Origin of the sequence: Cupriavidus sp. USMAA2-4 (genome assembly GCF_001854305.1) — a bacterium.
Taxonomy (GTDB): domain Bacteria; phylum Pseudomonadota; class Gammaproteobacteria; order Burkholderiales; family Burkholderiaceae; genus Cupriavidus; species Cupriavidus malaysiensis.
The window spans coordinates 1358171-1374370 of the sequence record NZ_CP017749.1 but is presented as its reverse complement, the minus strand read 5'-3'; the positions used below and the strand labels follow the sequence as shown (position 1 = coordinate 1374370).

Genomic DNA, 16200 nt, shown 5'->3' with positions numbered 1-16200 from the left:
CCTTCTTTCCTGCCGATCGCCCTCATGTCTTCGACCCCTGCTCCCACGCTGCCCGCCACCCTGGCCCTCGCCCGCCCTGAACTGCTGGTCTCGCGCTGCCTGATCGACGGCGCCTGGTGCGACGCCGCCGACGGCCGCCGCTTCGCCGTGACCGATCCTGCCAGCGGCGCGCTGCTGGCGGAAGTGCCCGACTGCGGCGCGGCCGACGCCGCCGCCGCCGTCGACGCCGCGCAGCGCGCCTTCGCCGCGTGGCGGCGCGCCACCTCGCGCGAACGCGCCGCGCTGCTCAAGCGCTGGCACGCCGCCATCCTCGCCAACCAGGAAGACCTGGCCCGCCTGATCTCGCTGGAACAGGGCAAGCCGCTGGCGGAAAGCCGCGGCGAAGTGCTGTACGGCGCCTCGTACGTGGAGTGGTTCGCCGAAGAGGCGCAGCGCATCCATGGCGACATCCTGCCGCAGGCGCAGGCCGGCAAGCAGCTGTTCGTGCTCAAGGAGCCGGTCGGCGTGGTGGCCGCCATCACGCCGTGGAACTTCCCGCTGGCGATGCTGGCACGCAAGATCGCGCCCGCGCTGGCCGCCGGCTGCGCGGTGGTGGCCAAGCCGGCCGAAGACACGCCGCTGACGGCGCTGGCGCTGGCCCGGCTGCTGCAGGAAGCCGGCGCGCCGGCGGGCCTGGTCAACGTGCTGCCCGCTTCGCGCGCGCAGACGCCGGCGGTGGCCGATGCCTGGCTGGCCGATGCGCGCGTGCGCAAGATCTCCTTCACCGGCTCCACCGCGGTGGGCAAGCACCTGGCACGCGCCAGCGCCGATACGCTGAAGAAGGTCTCGCTGGAGCTGGGCGGCAATGCCCCCTTCATCGTCTTCGACGATGCCGACGTCGATGCCGCCGTGGCCGGCCTGATGGCGGCCAAGTTCCGCAATGCCGGCCAGACCTGCGTGTGCCCGAACCGGGTGCTGGTGCAGGACGGCATCCACGACACCTTCGTCGCCGCGCTGGTGCGCGCCGTCGCGGCGCTGCGCGTGGGACCGGCAGACGGCGGCAGCGCCGAGATCGGCCCGCTGATCAACCAGCGCGCGCTGGCCAAGGTGCAGCACCATGTCGAGGACGCCCTGGCCAAGGGCGCCCGGCTGGTCACCGGCGGCGCCCGCCACGATTGCGCCGAGGCGCCGCACGGCCACTTCTTCACGCCCACGGTGCTGGCCGGCGCCACCGCGGATATGCGCTTCAACCACGAAGAGACCTTCGGCCCGATGGTGCCGGTGTTCCGCTTCGCCACCGAGGCCGAGGCCATCGCCCTGGCCAATGCGACACCCTACGGGCTTGCCGCCTACTTCTACTCGCGCGACATCGCCCGCGTCTGGGACGTGGCCCAGGCGCTCGAGGCCGGCATGGTGGGCGTGAACGAAGGCGCGCTGTCGAGCGAGGCGGCGCCCTTCGGCGGCATCAAGGAGTCGGGCTACGGGCGCGAGGGTTCGCGCTACGGCCTGGACGACTACCTGCACACCAAGTATGTTTGCCAGGGCAACCTGGCACGGCACGCGCGCGCCTGAGGCGCGATGCGCCGTGCCGCCAGCCCGTCTCCGGAGACCATGCCACCATGACCTACGACAACGCCTTCAAGGCCGCCATCGCGGCCGGCCGCCAGCAGATCGGCCTGTGGATCTCGCTGCCCGATCCTTACAGCACCGAGCTGTGCGCCACCGCCGGCTTCGACTGGCTGCTGCTCGACGGCGAGCACGCGCCCAATGATGTGCGCAACGTGCTGGCCCAGTTGCAGGCCGCCGCGCCCTACCGGTCGCATCCCATCGTACGGCCGCCGCACGGCGACCCGGCGCTGATCAAGCAATTGCTCGACATCGGCGCGCAGACGCTGCTGGTACCGATGGTGGACACGCCCGAGCAGGCACGGAGGCTGGTCTCGGCCATGCGCTATCCGCCCGCCGGCATGCGCGGCGTGGGCAGCGGCGTGGCGCGCGTCTCGCGCTGGGACCTGCGCCGCGACTACCTCGACCGCGCCGATGCCGAGGCCTGCCTGCTGGTGCAGGCCGAGACCCGCCAGGCACTCGACAACCTGGAGGCGATCTGCGCCGTCGATGGCGTGGACGGCGTCTTCATCGGCCCGGCCGACCTGAGCGCCTCGCTCGGGCACCGCGGCAACCCGGGCCACCCCGAGGTGCAGGCCGCCATCGAGGACGCCATCCGCCGCATCGTCGCCAGCGGCAAGGCCGCCGGCACGCTGACGCCGGACCCGGTGCTGGCGCGCCGCTATCTCGCGCTGGGCTGCACCTTCGTCGCGGTCGGGCTCGACGTGCGCCTGCTCGCCAGCGCCACGCGCGCGCTCGCCCGCGACTTCCTGCCGGACGCGGCTGCGGCCGCGCCCACCGGCGCCACCCCCGCCGGCCCCTACTGAGCCGGCCCGGCCAGGCACCCACCGCAGCGCCTGGCCGCCCCCGCCCCTCCCGCCTTCCCTCCCCCCTGGCTGCGGCCGAGACGCTCCCCCTTATGCCTGCCTGACCCCGATCGCGTGGAGACCTGCCCCTGCGCGTCGCCGGCATCACCGCAAACCCCGCCGATGTGCCGGTCCCGCCATGACCGACGGCTTCCGCGCGCTTTTGCTTGACGACGTTCTCCCATCTGAATAGTATTTTTATGAACATTACGTTCATTTTTGAACATATCACATATCCGCCGTGCAACGCCAAGCGTGGCGGGCAGGCAAACGCAAGGAAGGCAGGAAGACATGGCAAGGCAACGAATCGGCATCAACGGCGCCGGCATCGGTGGACTGGCGGCGGCCATCGCACTGCGCCAGCTCGGCCACGAGGTGGTCGTGTACGAACAGGCGGTACGCTTCGCGCGCGTGGGCGCCGACATCAACCTGACGCCCAACGCGGTGCGTGCGCTCGACGGACTGGGCGTCGGCGCGGCGCTGCGCGAGACGGCGGCACGACCGAGCCATCGCATCAGCCGCACCTGGGACAGCGGCGAGGAAACCTCGCGCCTGCCGATGTCGGAGGCGGCCGAAGCCCGCTACGGCGCGCCGCAGCTCACCATGCACCGCGCCGACCTGATGCACGCGCTGGAGCAGGCGGTGCCCGCGCCATGCGTGCAGCTCGGCCGCAAGGCCACCGCCGTGGTGCCGCGCGAGCAGGGCGCCACGCTGCGCTTCGCCGATGGCAGCAGCGACGACGTCGATGTGCTGATCGGCGCGGACGGCATCCACTCGGTGGTGCGCACCGCGCTGTTCGGCCAGGAGAGCCCGGTCTTCACCGGCCAGGTCGCCTACCGTGCCGTGGTGCCTGCCGAGCGCCTGGCCGGCGTGCCCAACCTCGACGCCTTCACCAAGTGGTGGGGACCGCAGCCGACCTCGCAGATCGTCACCTTCCCGCTCAACCGCGGCCGCGACATCTTTGTCTTCGCCACCGTCGCGCAGGAAAGCTGGCGCCACGAATCGTGGACCACGCCGGGGCAGGTCGCCGACGTGCGAGCGGCCTACGCCGGCTTCCATGCGGAAGCGCGCGCGCTGCTCGACGCCTGCGACGAGGTGCTGATCTCCGCGCTGTACGTGCGCGACCCGCTGCCGCGCTGGTCAGTGGGCCGCTGCACGCTGCTGGGCGACGCCTGCCACCCGATGATGCCCTTCATGGCACAAGGGGCGGGCCAGGCGGTCGAGGACGCGGTGGTACTGGCACGCTGCCTCGACACCTGGCGCGATGACGTGCCCGCCGCGCTGCAGCGTTACCAGGCCGCGCGCCTCGAGCGCACCGCGCGCATCCAGATCGGTTCGCGCGGCAACCACTGGCTCAAGGAGGGGAGCAATGCCGACTGGGTGTACGATTACGACGCCTGGCGCGCGCCCCTGGCCTGATGACGCAAGCGCGCCGGTCCCAACGCAGAACCATGCAGACACCAGCCAAGCCGACCGGCGCACGGGCGCGCAAGCCCGCATCCGCCTCTCCCCTCCCTCATGCCGCCGAGCCGGCCGACGCCGATGGCGATGCCGAAGAGAAAACGCAACTGGTCTCGCCCGTGGTACGGGCGCTGCGCCTGCTGCGCTTCATTGCCGAAGGCGGCTCCACCGCCAACCTGAGCGAGGTCGGCCGCCGCATCGAGGTGAACCGCGTCACCGTGATGCGCCTGCTCGCCACGCTGGAGCACGAAGGCATGCTCGACGCCCTGCCGCAGGGCGGCCACCAGGCCGGGCTGGAACTGCTCAAGCTGTCGTCGCGGGTACTGGCCGGCAGCGACCTGGTGGGCTTCGCCCGCCAGGTGCTGCCGCGCCTGGCCGACAGCCTGCAGCTCTCCGCCTACCTGGTGGTGCTGGACGGCGGCCATGCACTCTACCTGCTGCGCCACATGCCGGCCGCCTCGCTGGTCAGCAACATCCAGGTCGGCAGCCGCGTGCCCGCCCACCTGACCACTCCCGGGCGCATGCTGCTGGCCGGACTCTCCGAGGACGAGCAGCGCGAGCGCCTGGGCGCCGAGCCGCTGGTCACGGCGACACCGCAAAGCCCTGCCAGCTACGCGCGGCTGGGCGAGATCCTCGCGGCCGACCACGAGCGCGGCTGCGCCTGGAGCTTTTCGGCCTACGAACCGGGCATCGATTCGTGCGCGGCCCCGGTGCGCGATGCCACCGGCAAGACCGTGGCCGCCATCAGCGTGGCCGGCCCGGCCCAGCGCTTCGAGCAGGACGGCACGCTGCGCGAGCGCGCGGAGCGGGAAGTCAAGCGGGCGGCGCGCGATGTGTCGGCCTGGCTGGGCGACCCGGGTCGGCTGCGGCGATAGCAGGGGTTTCGCTCGCGGTAGATCAACTGGATTCGCTACGCGCCAGCGCCTGCCCTCTCCCCCGGCCCCTCTCCCGCAAGCGGGAGAGGGGAGCCAAACAGCGCGGTGCGGAACCCGACGCGCTGGACGAAGCCGGCAGGATGCGCCAACACCAATCGCCAAGCACAAGGTCTTGGCTCCCTCTCCCCTCATGGGGCGAGGGCGGGGGAGAGGGGTGGTTTAGCAAGGCGCAACATCCAGCGAAGCCAACGGTGTGATCCAGCACGCGAGCGCCCAAGCGAAGCCAACGGTGTGATCCAGCACGCAAGCCCCGGATGAAACCAACGGTGTAGTCCAAGCTGCAAGCACCGGATGAAGCCACCGACGTGACCCGGCACACAAACCCAAGCCTCCCCGCCAGCGCAAGATCCCCGCCCCGCGCCCCACCTCACTCCGCCTGGATCCCGTGCTTGCGAATCAGCGCAGCCCACGCCGCCGTCTCGGCGCGGATGCGCGCGTCCAGCGCGCGCGGGGCACCGTCCGCCTCGTCGGCCGGCTCCATGCCCTGGTGCTGCAAGGCCTCGCGCACCGTGGGCAAGGCCAGCACCGCGCGCACCTCGCGGCTGAGCGCGTCGACCACCGGCGCCGGCGTTCCCGCCGGTGCCATCAATGCATACCAGGAGCTCACTTCCACGCCGGTGATGCCTTGCTCGGCCAGCGACGGGATCTGCGGTGCGGCCGGCGAGCGGCGCGCCTGGGTGACGGCCAGCGCGCGCAGCGCGCCGGACTGCAGGAAGGGCGCGAGCGTGGGCAGGGTGCCGAACAGGATCGGCACCTGGCCGCCCACCACGTCGTTGAGCGCCTGCGTGGTGCCCTTGTAGGGCACGTGCAGCAAGGTGACGCCCGCCTTCTGCGCGAACAGCACGCCCGCCAGGTGCAGGCCGCTGCCGACGCCGGGGCTGGCGAAGCCGAGCGGCGGACCGGCGCGCCGCGCCAGCTGCACCAGTTCGGCCACGCTGCGCGCCTTGACGGCGGGATGCACGGCCAGCACGTTGGGCGAGCCGGCCAGCAGCGCGACCGGGCGATAGTCGCGTGCCACCTGGTAGGGCAGCGCCGGCATCAGCGTGGGATTGATGGTCAGGTTGCCGGCCGGGACCACCGCCAGGGTGCAGCCGTCGCCGGCGGCGCGGCGCACCGCATCCATGCCGATGTTGCCGTTGGCCCCCGGCTTGTTGTCGACCAGTACCGCCATGCCATGGCGCTCCTGCATGGCGTGGCCGAGCGCGCGCGCCAGCAGGTCGGCGGGCCCGCCCGCGGGGAACGGCACCACCAGCCGCAACGGCTTGCACGCTGGCAGCGCACCGTCCGCCCGCGCCGGGCCGGCGGCCAGCGCAGCGGCCAGGGTGAGGCCATACGCGGTGCGCATGACCAGGACCGCGGCCTTCATGTCGTCGAGACCGCCGCGCGCGGCAGGTAGTGGAGCAGCCTGCGCTCGGCCCACACCACGGCCGCGTAGGCCACCACGCCGATCAAGGTCAGCGCCGCGATCGAGACGAACACGGCGGCGGTATTGCCCTGCCCTTCGCCGTCGACCAGCAGGAAGCCCAGGCCCTGGTTGCCGCCGACCAGTTCTCCCACCGTCACGCCGATCACCGCCAGCGTGGAAGCGATGCGCAGGCCGGAGAACAGCGCCGGCAGCGCCGACGGAAACTCCACCAGGCGGAAGATCTGCCAGCGCCCCGCGTTCAGCGTGCGCACCAGGTTGACCATGTCGGGATCGACTGTGCGCACCGCGGACAGCACATTGATCATCACCGGGAAAAAGACGATCAGGATGGCCACCAGGATCTTCGGGTAGATGGTATAGCCGAGCCACATCACGAAGAGCGGGGCGAAGGCTACCTTGGGTGCGATCTGCAGGGCCAGGATGTAGGGCGACAGCACCGATTCGGTGGTGGGCGACAGCCCCAGCACCACGCCGACCGCCAGGCCCAGCAGCGAGCCCAGGGCAAACCCGACGATGACTTCGAAGGCGGTGATGCCGAAATGCCGCAACAGGCTTTCCTGCTCCCACATGCGCAGCGACTCGGCCACCACGCGCGAGAACCTGGGCAGGATGAACTCCGGCATGCCGAGCCATCCCGGTCCCCACTGCCAGGCGGCGAGGAAGGCCAGCAGCAGCACGACGCTGCCGAGGCCGGCGCGCACGCGCGCGCTGCGCAGCAGCCGTGCGCGCGGCTCCGGCGGCGCAGCCGCGGACGTGGCGGAAGTGGCCGTGGTGGCGCCGTCCATCACCGGCCTCCGACGAACTGGTTGGTGTAGAGCTCGTTCACCGGCGTGGCGCGCGCCACGATGCCTTCGCTGACGTAGAACTTCTGCACCGCTTCCAGGCGCGCGCCGTCGATGATCCCCAGCGGCTTCTGTCCGGCATAGACGTTCTGGCGATACAGCGCGAAGATGCGCTCCACGGTGGCTTCCTTGCCCTTGAAGGTCGGCACCGCCTGTGCGTAGACCTGCGCCGCGGCCTTCGGGTCCTTGACGATGTCGTCCATGCCGCGCAGGGTGGCGCGCACCAGCTTGCGCACCAGTTCGGGCCTGGTGCGGATGGCCTCGTCGGACGCGAGGATGGCCTGCGCCATGCTCTTGAAGCTGTCCTGCGCGGGCAGCAGTTCGATCTTGGCGCCCGCCTCGGCGGCATTGACGACCCACTCGGGCGCGCCGGCCATGGCGCTGGCCTTCTTCGCCGCGAACAGCTGCCACACGCCGGCCGGCCCGGCCGCCTGCACCGGCACGTCCTCCTTGCCCAGGCCCGCCTTGCGCAGCGTGCCCAGCAGCGCGTAGTAGGTGGTGTCGGCATAGGCCATCACGGTGACCGTCTTGCCCTTCAGGTCCTTGACCGACCTGATGCCTTCGTCCTGGTGCACGGCGAGCTGGGTCAGCGCACCGGCGCCGAGCACCGCCACCGCCTTCACCGGCACGCCGTTGGCGCGCACGATGATCGGCGTATCGCCGATCGCGCCGCCGATGATGGCGTTGCCGGCACCGATCTGCTTGGCCACGTCGACGCCGCCCCTGGCGGCAACGAAGGTGACCTTGATGTTCTCGTCAGCGTAGTAGCCCTTCTGCTGGGCGATCATCCAGGGCGCGAAGGCGGGCAGGTTGGGCGGCGCAGGCAGCAGGTAGGTGACTTCCTCGGGCGCGGCCTGGACGCCGCCGGCGACGGTGGCGAGCAGCGCGGCGACGCAGGCGAGCGATGCGGTCAGTGGCTTGGACATGCGGGGGATCCTTGTCGTGGTGTCTGGCAGCTTGGCTTGTCGTGGGTCGTGCATCGGACGAGCGCGCGGCTAGTGCAGCGCGGCGCTCTCCCTGCCGACCTTGAGCAGTTCCATCAGGCGGCCCTGCAGCGGCCCGATCTGCGGCAGCTTGCGGCGCTCGAGCGGGTTCTCGCGCAGCGGCAGGTCGATCACGATCTCCTCGATGATGGTGCCGGGCCGTTCGCTCATCACCAGCAGCCGGTCCGACAGCGCGATCGCCTCGACCAGGTCGTGCGTGATGAACAGCGCCGTCTTGCGGCCTTGGTGCAGCATGCGCGCCAGGTCCTGCTGCAGCACCATCTTGGTCTGCGCATCGAGCGCGGAGAACGGCTCGTCGAGCAACAGCACCTGGGGGTCGACGGCCAGCGTGCGGGCCAGCGCCGCGCGCTGGCGCATGCCACCCGAAAGCTGGTACGGGTAGTGCTGCTCGAAACCCTTGAGGTGGCAACGCGCCAGCAGTTCGTCGGCCACGCGGCGGCGCTCGGCGGCCGGCACGCCGTCGATCTCCATGCCCAGCTCGACGTTGGCGCGGATCGTGCGCCATGGCATCAGCAGGTCCTTCTGCAGCATGAAGGCGACCTTCTTGACGGGTCGCGTGACACGTTCGCCACCGACATAGACCTCGCCTTCGCTGGGCAGGTAAAGCCCGGCGCCCATATTGAGCAGCGTGCTCTTGCCGCAGCCCGACGGTCCGATGATGGACACCACCTCGCCGCTGCGGATGCGGATGTCCAGGTGGCTGACGGCGCTGCGCAGCGCGCCGCTCTGGCGGTCGACGAAACGCTTGCCGACCTTGCGGAACTCGATCTCGATCATGGTTGCTGTCTTCCCTCCGCCTTCGGCGCACGCTCCTGTGCCCGGCAGTTGCCGCTTCTTGCTGCTGCCGGCCGTTTGTTTTGTTTCATATATGAAACTATGATCCACAAATGGAACGAAAACAAAATATAGCGCCTCTGAAGGAGAAGCGAGACTAGGGTTGTCCCTTAGCCAGGAAAAGAAAGAAAAGGTGGGCAAGACCCCGGCGCGCGGGCCACCGTCCGTGCCGGCGGATGAGTGCCGCCTCGCGCCGCCTCGCGCCGACAGCGGGCCGCGCCGCACGGGGCGCGGAGTTGGCGGAGCCACCTGCCCGACAATCGCGGCGATGCAGAGGCACCGCATCTTTTGCATCCATCACTCATTTCCTGCACATCCCGCACACATGCACATTGGATGCGCATGAGGCATGCCTTTGATGTGCATCGCTGCGGTCACCCTTGCCGCTGCCACCGCCGCTGGCACGCGCGATGTCAGCCGGACACCGACAGCCTTTGTGGCGGCGGCAGGGCACCAGCGCAGGCCAAGGTGGCGCGCGGACACCACGCGGAACGATGGCACCTGGCCTTACTCCAATTTGAGTCAGTAGGAACTTCAGGAGCGATCATGCAAGGCAAGCACACTTCCATGCGCAGCGTCGCTACCGGTGCCGCCCTGTCCGGCGGCCTCGCACTTTGTGCGCTGCTGCTGCCCGCCACGGGCGTCGCCGCGCCGATGGTGCCGGCCACGTCGGGCTCTATCACCTATGTCTGCGGCGGCGTCGGTGCCGACGAGCAGCAGGCGCTGCAGGCCGACGCGCCGCATTACGGCATGAGCCTGCTGTTCACGGAGGGACGCCGCGGCGAGTACCTGTCCGACGTGGCGGTGAAGGTCCGCCGCAACGGCAAGGACGTGGCAGAGTTCCAGGCGGAAGGGCCGCGCTGCCTGATGAAGGGGCCGCAGGGCAGCTACCAGGTCAGCGCCGTCTACGACGGTGTGGAAAAGCACACCGTGCTGGCCCCGGGCGTAAGCCGGCAGCTCAACTGGTAAGCAGCCGGCATGCGCATCGGGTAACCAACCGGTAACGCTGGTAGCGCTTTGCGCCAGGCAGCGACGCCGGCAGCACGGCCGGCGCCGTGCCCGGCACGAAGCGGGCAGCGGTGGCACACTTGCGCCCTGAACCAAACTCCATGGAGCGAGCCACCATGCCCCAAAGCCGCTGGATCCGCATCGAAGCCGACACGGGCAGCTTCGACGCCTACCTGAGCCTGCCGCCCGCAGCCAAGCTGGACGGTGCGCCCGGCATCGTCCTGCTGCAGGAAATCTTCGGTGTCAACGAACACATCCGCGCGGTGGCCGACCAGTATGCCGCCGACGGCTATGTGGTGCTGGCGCCTGACGTGTTCTGGCGCCTCGCGCCGCGCGTCGAACTGGGCTACGCCGGCGCCGACATGGAGCGCGCGCTGTCGCTGCGCAAGCAGGTCGACGTCGGCCTCGCGCTGCAGGACATCGGCGCGACCGTGCGCGCGCTGCGCCAGCACAGCGGCGGCGGCAAGGTCGCCGCGCTGGGCTACTGCTTCGGCGGCCTGCTGTCCTACCTGTCCGCGGCGCGCGGCCTGGTCGATGCGGCCGTGCCCTTCTACGGCGGCGGCATCCAGAACAACCTGCAGGAGGCCGCGGCCATCGAGGTCCCGGTGCAGTTCCACTACGGCGCGCTCGATGCCCACATCCCGCCCGAAGCGGTACGGCAGGTGCGCGAGGCGGTGGCGGGCAAGCGCGCCGAGGTCTTCGTCTACGAGCAGGCGGACCACGGCTTCAACTGCTGGGCACGCGCCTCCTACCACCAGCATTCGGCGGCCCTGTCGCACGGCCGGGCGCTGACCTTCCTCGCCGACGCGCTCTGACGCGTCGCGGGTGCCGCCGGCGCGTACCGGCGGTGCCTTGCCTTCCTCACCGGACGCCCTTATGCTGGGCGCCAAACCCGCTTTCAGGCTTGCTGGCACCCAGGTACCCATGACAGGGTGAGGAGGGCTTGGCCTTCGTCGTCCCGCCATGGGACCTCACGATAACGACGGAGACCACCATGCAGTCAGAGCAGCAGCGCGCCCGGCGCAACACCATCCCCGATGCCATCGCGCGCGCCGTACGGCGCGACCCCGAGCGCATCGCCATCCGTTTCCAGGAGCGCAGCTGGTCCTTCCGCGCGCTCGAGCAGGCGAGCGCGCGCGTGGCGGGTGCCCTCGCCGCCTGGGGGCTGCAGCCGGGCGATCGCGTGGCCGCCTTCGGCAAGAACTCGGATGCCTACCTGCTGCTGTGGCTGGGCTGCCTGCGCGCCGGCCTGGTCCACGTGCCGGTCAACTACGCGATGACGCGCAAGGAGGCCGAATACATCATCGGCCAGTCGGGCGCCAGCGCGGTGTTCGCCGATCCGGCGCTGGCCGAGCGCGTCGACGGCCTGCCGTGCCGGCTGCATGGCACGCTGCACGGCGGTACGGCGCACGATGTACTGCAGGCCGCCGCCCAGGGTCCGCTGGCGGAGCTCTCCCCCGCGCTCGACGACGAGATGCCGGCGCAGATCCTGTACACCTCCGGCACCACCTCGGCGCCCAAGGGCGCGGTGATGACACATCGCGCGCTGCTGGCCGAATACGCCAGCGCCATCGCCTGCTGCGATATCCGCGCCGAGGATCGCGCGCTGGCCGCGCTGCCGCTCTACCATTCGGCGCAGATGCATGTGTTCCTGATGCCGCTGCTGCTGATGGGCGGCACCTCGCTGATCGCCGAGAGCCCGGAGGCAGGCTTCTGCCTGCGCACGATCGAAGCGGAAGGACTCAACAGCTTCTTCGCGCCGCCCACGGTCTGGATCGCGCTGCTGCGCCACCCCGGCTTCGACCCGGCGCGCCTCGGCACGCTGGCCAAGGCCTACTACGGAGCCTCGATCATGCCGGTGCCGGTGCTGCTGGAACTGCAGCAGCGCCTGCCCGCGCTCGGCTTCTACAACTGCTACGGGCAAAGCGAGATCGGTCCGCTCGCCACCGTGCTGGGCCCGCGCGAACATCGCGACCGCCCGGCCTCGGCGGGAAGGCCGGTGCTCAATGTGGAGACGCGCATCGTCGACGAGACCCTGCGCGACGTGGCGCCGGGCGAGATGGGCGAGATCGTGCATCGCTCGCCGCAACTGCTCACCGGCTACTGGGACAAGCCGGAGCAGACTGCCGAAGCCTTTACCGGCGGCTGGTTCCATTCGGGCGACCTGGGCTATATGGACGAGGCCGGCTACCTCTATGTGGTCGACCGCATCAAGGACGTGATCAACTCCGGCGGCGTGCTGGTGTCCAGCCGCGAGGTCGAGGAGTGCCTGTACACGCATGCGTCGGTCGGAGAGGTGGCGGTGATCGCGCTGTCGCACCCCAGGTGGGTCGAGGCGGTGGTGGCGTGCGTGGTGCGCAAGCCGGGCGGCGGCGTCAGCGAGGACGCGCTGCTGGAACACGCCCGCGCCAGCCTGGCCGCCTACAAGGTTCCCAAGCGCATCGTCTTCGTCGACGACCTGCCGCGCAATACGGCCGGCAAGCTGCTCAAGCGCCAGTTGCGCGACGACTACGCCGCCTTGTTCGACGACTGAGCGTGCAGCAGCCAGGCGGCGTGCGCCGGGTCCGGACACGCGCGCCATGCGCGCGTCCGGCAGGGATCGCCCGGATCAATACGGGACGGCGACGCCGTTCTCGATCCTGACGCGGTCACCGTTGCGCAGGCGGTAGGCATCGGACTGGGTCAGCGTCAGGTAGGCGTTGTCGCTGGTGCGCACGCGCACGCGGAACGCCTGCGGCGCGGTACTGGCGCGCTTCTCGACTTCGTTGCCGGCCAGCGCGCCGACCACCGCGCCGCCGATGGTCGCCACGGTGTTGCCGCGGCCGCCGCCGACCTGGTGACCGAGCAGGCCGCCGACCAGGCCGCCCACCACGGCACCCGCACCACTGGTGCCGGCCGGCTGCGGCGGCAGTTGCTCGATGGATTCGACCCAGCCGTAGCGCACGCCGTAAGCCACCGGTGCCGCCGGTGCTCCCTGCGCATAGCCCGGCGCGCCGTAGGACCCTTGCTGGCCAGACTGGCCATAGGCGGGCGGCTGGCCGGCCGCCCCGGGATAGGTGGCCGGGGGATAAGCGGCCGGAGGATAGGCCGGAGCCGGCTCGGCCGGCGCATAGGCAGGCGCCGGCGCCTGCGGGCCGGGGTAGGCCGGCGGCGCATAGGCGCCGGCCTGCGCCCCGTCGGCAGAGGCATAGCCGTCCTGGCTCACATAGGTGCCACCGGCGGTGCTGCCGCCATAGCCATTGGCGTACGCCGTGGCGCCTGCACTGCCATAGGGGGCGTACCCGCCGTAGCCTCCCGGGCCGCCGTAGCCATACGGCGCGGCACAGGCGCCAAGCCCCAGCGCGGCAAGCGCTGCAAGGGTGACGGACAGCAGGGAACGGACAGGCACGGACATGGGAATGCGACTCCAGCGCAAGGTGGTGGGAATGCGCGCGAGTCTAGGGCCGCGGCCGCTGCACGGGTGTCACGGAGAACACGGATTCGTAACGCGCTGTAACCAAACGCCATGGGGCCGCAGCAGCGGCCGGCCTCAGCCCCGTTCGGCGCCGTCGTCGTTGAACGCGGTGATACGCGCCACGCGGAAGGTACCCTGCAGCGACTCGAGTTCGACCCGGTGGAGCATGGCCAGCCGCGCCAGCGAGCGCTCTCCGGCAGGCAACAGGTGTACCTCGACGATGCGGCGGTCGCCGGCATTGACCTGGCGCCGCACCAGCCCGGCTTCCTCGCAGCGGTTGACCAGGGCCACCACGCCATGCGGCTTGGCCTGCAGGCGCTCCGCCAGCTCACCGATCGAGGCCCAGTCCTTGCCAGGACAGCCGCGCACATGGAGCAGCAGCAGGTACTGCTGCACCGTCAGCCCCTCCTCGCGCGCGGCATCCTCCGAAAAGCGGAGGAAACGCCGCAGCTGGTAGCGGAAATCGGACAGGGCTTCGAAATCCCGCTTGTCGAGCGGGATCGGGGCTGCGGTGGTTCGGCGCGTCATCTGGGCTGGGAGAAAGACGGGCGGCACCGATGCGGCGGCCTGCGTCGTTGCCCGGCATTATAGGGAGAGGCACGCCACACCCCGCGCGGAATGCCGTCGGGGGCGAGGGCTGTGGCAGAATCTGTGCGGTTGCAGACCCTTTGCGGCTCCTTATCCACGCCCACGGAACTCCCCCGATGTTCACGGAAATTGCACTCTTCCTGCTCGATACCGTCTTCTCCCTGTTCGGCATGGCGCTGCTGCTGCGGCTGTGGATGCAGTTGACACGGCTGCCCACCCGCAATCCCGTGTCGCAGGGCGTGTTCCAGGTGACCGACTGGCTGGTGCGTCCCTTGCGCCGCATCATTCCCGGCCTGGGCGGCTTCGACTGGGCCACGCTGGTCGGTGCCTGGCTGGCGGCGGTGGTCTACCTGACGCTGGCGCTGATGGTGTCGGGCGGCAATCCGCTCGACTTCCTGCCGTTCTCGCTGCTGATGGCGATTCCGAGCGTGCTGAAGTGGGGCGTCAGCCTGGTGATGTGGGTGACCTTGCTGATGGCCCTGCTGTCCTGGGTCAACCCGCACTCCCCGATCACCCCCATCATCCACCACCTGACGGCCCCGCTGCTGCGGCCGATCCAGCGCGTGGTGCCGCGCCTGGGCGGCTTCGACATCTCGCCGCTGGTACTGTTCGTGATCGCGCAGATCCTGCTGATGATGATCGCGCGCCTGGGCGCCGGCCTGACCGGCACGCGCTTCCTGCTGTAAAGGCTGGGCCTGGCGGCCCAGGCCGCCGGGGCAAGCATTGTCCACGAGCCTGGACAGTGTGTTGAGAATTGATGCTTTTTCTCGAATTCTGCAGCGACTACAGTACGGTCAACGTGGCCCGAACCACGCACACTGCCAAGACAAGAGAAGAAAACATCATGAAGACTCCCTCCCAAACCCGCAGCCTCGTCCTCTCCCTGCTCTGCGCCGTCGGCCTCTCGCTGGGTGCCGCCGCCGGCGCGCACGCAGCGGCACTGGATTCCGACCTGACCCGCCTGGACGGCGGCGTCGGCCACGCGGGTGCGCGCGATCCGTACTCGGAAGGCGCACGCGCCGGCAATCGCGACCCGTACTCGGATGGCGCACGCATCGGCGCCCGTGACCCGTATGCGGAAGGCGCGAACCTGGGCCGCCGCGACCCGTACTCGGAAGGCGCCAACCTCGGCCGCCGCGACAGCTTCAGCGAAGGCGCCTGAGACATCGGGCACGTCCGGCACGTCGGGCACGCCTGACGGCGCCGCGCCCTTGCCGGGACCGCTGCCGCCGGTACCGGTGGCGCAGGGACTCCCCGCCCTGCGCTGCCTCAGCAGATCGCGATGCCGGCCTGCTCGTGGGCAGCCAGCATCGACTCCACCTCTTCCATGAAGGCCCGCACCTTGCGCGGCTGCAGGCGCCGGTCCGGCAACAGGGCGAAGACCCGCAAGGGCGGCGGCGTGAATTCCGGCAAGACGCGCACCAGCCTGCCCTGGGCCACCTCGGCCTCGCAGTAGTGCAGCGCCAGCCGCACGATGCCCAGCCCGGCGAGCGCCCCTTGCAGGCGCAGTTCCGCGTTGAACGTCTGCATGCGCGGGTGGATCGGCACCGATACGCGCTCGCCGGCGTAGGTGAACTCCCAGACCGTATCGCCCGGCGTGGTCAGCACCGGCAGGTTGGCCAGCTGCTCGGGCACGGCCGCCTGCGGCAGCGTGGCGGCCAGCGCGGGCGCGGCGAACAGGCCGCGCTCGACATGGTAGATGCGGCGCGCGACCGTGCCGGAGTCCGGCAGATCGGCATCGACCGCGACGAAGGCGATATCGAAGCCGTCACGGATCGGATCGACCAGGCCTTGTGCCGTTTCCACCGACACGTCCAGCTCCGGGTACGCGGCCAGGGTACGGCAGATCACGCCCCCGAGCTGCTGGGCGCCGAACTCGTAGGGGGTGGCAATGCGCAGCACGCCCTGCACGCGCTCCTCGCGCGCCAGGGTTTCCTGCCGGATCTCGCGCAGCCGCGCGAACAAGGGCGCCACATCCCGGTAGACGGCGCTGCCCGCGTCCGTCAGGCGCATGCGGCGCGTGGTGCGCTCCAGCAGCTTGGCACCGATGGCGTCCTCGAGCCGGGCCACCGCCGCCGAAACGCGGGACTTCGGGCACTCGAGCTGCTCGGCGGCAGCGGTGAAGGTGCCGTACTCCACTACGCTGCAGAATGCCTCCCAATCGTTCCACTGAATCGTTTCGTTCGCTGACGACACTT

At 70.4% G+C, this 16200-nt stretch carries 16 protein-coding genes; 9 read left to right on the top strand and 7 right to left on the bottom strand.

What is annotated here, in order from left to right:
* Nucleotides 1–24: 24 nt before the first annotated feature.
* From BKK79_RS26160 to BKK79_RS26145, 4 genes are all read left to right on the top strand, one after another.
* A complete protein-coding gene (locus tag BKK79_RS26160) occupies nucleotides 25–1551 on the top strand; it encodes an NAD-dependent succinate-semialdehyde dehydrogenase (protein WP_071039230.1) in 1527 nt (508 codons plus the stop codon).
* Nucleotides 1552–1598: 47 nt separating this feature from the next.
* On the top strand, nucleotides 1599–2411 hold the full coding sequence (hpaI, locus tag BKK79_RS26155; protein ID WP_071017385.1) for a 4-hydroxy-2-oxoheptanedioate aldolase: 813 nt from the start codon (nucleotides 1599–1601) through the stop codon (nucleotides 2409–2411).
* A gap of 330 nt (nucleotides 2412–2741) precedes the next feature.
* Nucleotides 2742–3869 carry an FAD-dependent monooxygenase gene (locus tag BKK79_RS26150; RefSeq protein ID WP_071039229.1) on the top strand — a complete coding sequence of 376 codons (1128 nt, stop codon included), beginning with the start codon at nucleotides 2742–2744 and terminating at the stop codon, nucleotides 3867–3869.
* 32 nt (nucleotides 3870–3901) lie between these two features.
* Nucleotides 3902–4786: an IclR family transcriptional regulator gene (locus BKK79_RS26145; RefSeq protein ID WP_083384314.1), complete on the top strand. Its 885-nt coding sequence runs from the start codon at nucleotides 3902–3904 to the stop codon at nucleotides 4784–4786.
* Nucleotides 4787–5213: 427 nt separating this feature from the next.
* Here BKK79_RS26145 and BKK79_RS26140 read toward each other — a convergent pair whose 3' ends face one another.
* From BKK79_RS26140 to BKK79_RS26125, 4 genes are all read right to left on the bottom strand, one after another.
* The gene (locus BKK79_RS26140; RefSeq protein WP_071039228.1) at nucleotides 5214–6212 is read right to left on the bottom strand and encodes a tripartite tricarboxylate transporter substrate binding protein; all 999 of its coding nucleotides are present in this window, start codon (nucleotides 6210–6212) and stop codon (nucleotides 5214–5216) included.
* Complete coding sequence (locus BKK79_RS26135; protein ID WP_157128519.1) at nucleotides 6209–7057, bottom strand: ABC transporter permease; 849 nt, start codon at nucleotides 7055–7057, stop codon at nucleotides 6209–6211. Before BKK79_RS26135 ends, BKK79_RS26140 begins: the two co-directional genes overlap by 4 nt.
* Complete coding sequence (locus tag BKK79_RS26130) at nucleotides 7057–8040, bottom strand: ABC transporter substrate-binding protein (RefSeq protein ID WP_071039227.1); 984 nt, start codon at nucleotides 8038–8040, stop codon at nucleotides 7057–7059. Before BKK79_RS26130 ends, BKK79_RS26135 begins: the two co-directional genes overlap by 1 nt.
* Before the next feature lie 69 nt (nucleotides 8041–8109).
* A complete protein-coding gene (locus tag BKK79_RS26125) occupies nucleotides 8110–8895 on the bottom strand; it encodes an ABC transporter ATP-binding protein (protein ID WP_071017392.1) in 786 nt (261 codons plus the stop codon).
* A gap of 603 nt (nucleotides 8896–9498) precedes the next feature.
* On the opposite strand from BKK79_RS26125, the gene BKK79_RS26120 reads away from it, so the two are divergent.
* The 3 genes from BKK79_RS26120 (at nucleotide 9499) to BKK79_RS26110 (ending at nucleotide 12493) form a co-directional block, all read left to right on the top strand.
* On the top strand, nucleotides 9499–9921 hold the full coding sequence (locus BKK79_RS26120) for a hypothetical protein (RefSeq protein WP_071017394.1): 423 nt from the start codon (nucleotides 9499–9501) through the stop codon (nucleotides 9919–9921).
* 155 nt (nucleotides 9922–10076) lie between these two features.
* Entirely contained in the window at nucleotides 10077–10775 is a 699-nt protein-coding gene (locus BKK79_RS26115) for a dienelactone hydrolase family protein (RefSeq protein WP_071017396.1), read from the top strand.
* Nucleotides 10776–10954: 179 nt separating this feature from the next.
* Complete coding sequence (locus tag BKK79_RS26110; RefSeq protein ID WP_071039226.1) at nucleotides 10955–12493, top strand: acyl-CoA synthetase; 1539 nt, start codon at nucleotides 10955–10957, stop codon at nucleotides 12491–12493.
* Nucleotides 12494–12568: 75 nt separating this feature from the next.
* Here BKK79_RS26110 and BKK79_RS26105 read toward each other — a convergent pair whose 3' ends face one another.
* Both BKK79_RS26105 and BKK79_RS26100 read right to left on the bottom strand, forming a co-directional pair.
* Complete coding sequence (locus tag BKK79_RS26105; protein ID WP_071039225.1) at nucleotides 12569–13354, bottom strand: glycine zipper 2TM domain-containing protein; 786 nt, start codon at nucleotides 13352–13354, stop codon at nucleotides 12569–12571.
* A gap of 135 nt (nucleotides 13355–13489) precedes the next feature.
* Nucleotides 13490–13942 (bottom strand): MarR family winged helix-turn-helix transcriptional regulator, encoded by a 453-nt coding sequence (locus tag BKK79_RS26100; protein WP_071017401.1) that lies wholly within the window; start codon nucleotides 13940–13942, stop codon nucleotides 13490–13492.
* 176 nt (nucleotides 13943–14118) lie between these two features.
* On the opposite strand from BKK79_RS26100, the gene BKK79_RS26095 reads away from it, so the two are divergent.
* Both BKK79_RS26095 and BKK79_RS26090 read left to right on the top strand, forming a co-directional pair.
* Entirely contained in the window at nucleotides 14119–14688 is a 570-nt protein-coding gene (locus BKK79_RS26095) for a YggT family protein (protein WP_071017403.1), read from the top strand.
* A gap of 158 nt (nucleotides 14689–14846) precedes the next feature.
* The gene (locus BKK79_RS26090) at nucleotides 14847–15164 is read left to right on the top strand and encodes a hypothetical protein (protein WP_071017405.1); all 318 of its coding nucleotides are present in this window, start codon (nucleotides 14847–14849) and stop codon (nucleotides 15162–15164) included.
* A 107-nt stretch (nucleotides 15165–15271) separates the two neighbouring features.
* On the opposite strand, the gene BKK79_RS26085 is transcribed toward BKK79_RS26090, so the two are convergent.
* Nucleotides 15272–16198: a LysR family transcriptional regulator gene (locus BKK79_RS26085; RefSeq protein WP_071039224.1), complete on the bottom strand. Its 927-nt coding sequence runs from the start codon at nucleotides 16196–16198 to the stop codon at nucleotides 15272–15274.
* Nucleotides 16199–16200: the final 2 nt, after the last annotated feature.

Coding starts and splice junctions, on each gene's coding strand:
- BKK79_RS26150 (WP_071039229.1), top strand. CDS start 2,742: ATGGCAAGGCAACGAATCGGCATCAACGGCGCCGGCATCGGTGGACTG.
- BKK79_RS26140 (WP_071039228.1), bottom strand. CDS start 6,212: ATGAAGGCCGCGGTCCTGGTCATGCGCACCGCGTATGGCCTCACCCTG.
- BKK79_RS26125 (WP_071017392.1), bottom strand. CDS start 8,895: ATGATCGAGATCGAGTTCCGCAAGGTCGGCAAGCGTTTCGTCGACCGC.
- BKK79_RS26100 (WP_071017401.1), bottom strand. CDS start 13,942: ATGACGCGCCGAACCACCGCAGCCCCGATCCCGCTCGACAAGCGGGAT.
- BKK79_RS26130 (WP_071039227.1), bottom strand. CDS start 8,040: ATGTCCAAGCCACTGACCGCATCGCTCGCCTGCGTCGCCGCGCTGCTC.
- BKK79_RS26105 (WP_071039225.1), bottom strand. CDS start 13,354: ATGTCCGTGCCTGTCCGTTCCCTGCTGTCCGTCACCCTTGCAGCGCTT.
- BKK79_RS26120 (WP_071017394.1), top strand. CDS start 9,499: ATGCAAGGCAAGCACACTTCCATGCGCAGCGTCGCTACCGGTGCCGCC.
- BKK79_RS26160 (WP_071039230.1), top strand. CDS start 25: ATGTCTTCGACCCCTGCTCCCACGCTGCCCGCCACCCTGGCCCTCGCC.
- hpaI (WP_071017385.1), top strand. CDS start 1,599: ATGACCTACGACAACGCCTTCAAGGCCGCCATCGCGGCCGGCCGCCAG.
- BKK79_RS26135 (WP_157128519.1), bottom strand. CDS start 7,057: ATGGACGGCGCCACCACGGCCACTTCCGCCACGTCCGCGGCTGCGCCG.
- BKK79_RS26110 (WP_071039226.1), top strand. CDS start 10,955: ATGCAGTCAGAGCAGCAGCGCGCCCGGCGCAACACCATCCCCGATGCC.
- BKK79_RS26115 (WP_071017396.1), top strand. CDS start 10,077: ATGCCCCAAAGCCGCTGGATCCGCATCGAAGCCGACACGGGCAGCTTC.
- BKK79_RS26090 (WP_071017405.1), top strand. CDS start 14,847: ATGAAGACTCCCTCCCAAACCCGCAGCCTCGTCCTCTCCCTGCTCTGC.
- BKK79_RS26095 (WP_071017403.1), top strand. CDS start 14,119: ATGTTCACGGAAATTGCACTCTTCCTGCTCGATACCGTCTTCTCCCTG.
- BKK79_RS26145 (WP_083384314.1), top strand. CDS start 3,902: ATGCAGACACCAGCCAAGCCGACCGGCGCACGGGCGCGCAAGCCCGCA.